This window comes from Armatimonadota bacterium, from assembly GCA_031081675.1.
GTDB lineage: Bacteria > Sysuimicrobiota > Sysuimicrobiia > Sysuimicrobiales > Kaftiobacteriaceae > Calidihabitans > Calidihabitans tengchongensis.
The window spans coordinates 1,862-3,176 of sequence record JAVHLZ010000049.1 but is presented as its reverse complement, the minus strand read 5'-3'; the positions used below and the strand labels follow the sequence as shown (position 1 = coordinate 3,176).

Annotated in this window: 2 protein-coding genes; one reads left to right on the top strand and one right to left on the bottom strand. The window is 72.8% G+C overall.

Going from position 1 to position 1,315, the window contains the following annotated elements:
- Positions 1-531: acetyl-coenzyme A synthetase N-terminal domain-containing protein (locus RB150_11425; GenBank protein MDQ7821144.1), on the bottom strand; the 531-nt coding region annotated here is incomplete at its 3' end.
- Positions 532-842: 311 nt separating this feature from the next.
- Here RB150_11425 and RB150_11420 point away from each other — a divergent pair.
- Positions 843-1,304, top strand: coding sequence for a hypothetical protein (locus RB150_11420; GenBank protein ID MDQ7821143.1), 462 nt, complete (start codon positions 843-845; stop codon positions 1,302-1,304).
- The last annotated feature ends 11 nt before the right edge of the window (positions 1,305-1,315 follow it).

Here is a 1,315-nt window from a genome sequence, read left to right as displayed (position 1 = left end):
GTCCCGCAGCGCCTCGGCGCTGAAGCCGCCGAAGACCACGGTGTGCGCGGCGCCGATGCGCGCGCAGGCCAGCATGGCGATGGGCAGCTCGGGCACCATGGGCAGGTAGATGGCCACGCGGTCGCCGCGGCGCACCCCCAGGCGCTTGAGCGCGTGGGCGAAGCGGCTCACCTCGCGCAGCAGGTCGCCGTAGGTGAGGATGCGCTCGTCGCCGGGTTCTCCCTCCCAAACGATGGCCGCCTTGGTGCGGCGCCCGCCCGTGACGTGGCGGTCGAGGCAGTTGTAGGCCAGGTTGGTCCGCCCGCCGACGAACCAGCGGGCGTAGGGGGGCTCCCACTCCAGCACCCGCTCCCAGGGACGGAACCAGTGCAGCTCCCGGGCCACCTCGGCCCAGAAGCCCTCCGGGTCGGCCTCGGCGCGGGCGTAGACCGCGGGGTCCTGGACGTTGGCCTGGCGGCGGAAGGCCTCAGGCGGCGAGATACGGCGCTCTTCCAGCAGGAGTGCCTCGATGGTGCGGTCGGCCACAGGCATCCCTCCCCGGACAGGTACTAAGGGTTACTGGCACAAGTTGGCCGTCGGGGCTGGCGGGGCCTGCTGGCACGCTCGTTACGCGCCGAGGTACGCCCGCCGGACCCGGTCGTCCCACGCCAGGGCCCTGGCGCCCCTCGGCGACGACGCGCTCGTTTTCCCGCACGTCGGCCCGGTGCGCCCGTCGGAGGGTCACCTGGACGTTCTGCTCCACCAGTAGCACCGTCGCCCCGGCATCGTTCAGGGCCCGGATCGCCCGCGCCACCTCCACGACCATCGCCGGCGCCAGCCCCAGGGTGGGCTCGTCCAGCAGGATGAGCGTCGGTCGGGCCATCAGGGCACGGGCGACGGCCACCATCCGCTGCTCCCCCACCGGAGAGACTGCCGGCCAGCTGGTGCCGGCGGTCTCTCAGCACGGGGAAGAGCGCGAAGACCCGGTCTGGGTCCTCCTGCAGGTCCCCCGCATGGACGCAGGCACCGAGCGCCAGATTCTCCAGGACGCTCATCTCCGGACAGAGCGGGCGTCCCTGGGGACAGCCGCGGCGGACGATGGCGGTGGGTTCGAGCCGGGTGAGCTCGCGCCCGCGGAAGGCGACGCGGCCGGGTGTCGGTGGACCAGCCCGGAGATGGCTCGTAGTGTGGTGGACTTGCCCGCCCCCCGTCCCTCCGAGGAGGGCCACCATCTCTCCGGGCAGGACCCGCAGCGCGAGCCCCTGCAGCGCCCGCACCCGCCCGTAGTAGACGGCGACCTCGTGCACGACGCAAATGGGGTCTGACCCCAAAATTA

What these genes read in the sequence shown, in the direction of transcription:
- RB150_11420 (MDQ7821143.1), top strand. Translation starts at nt 843, where the DNA reads ATGAGCGTCGGTCGGGCCATCAGGGCACGGGCGACGGCCACCATCCGC.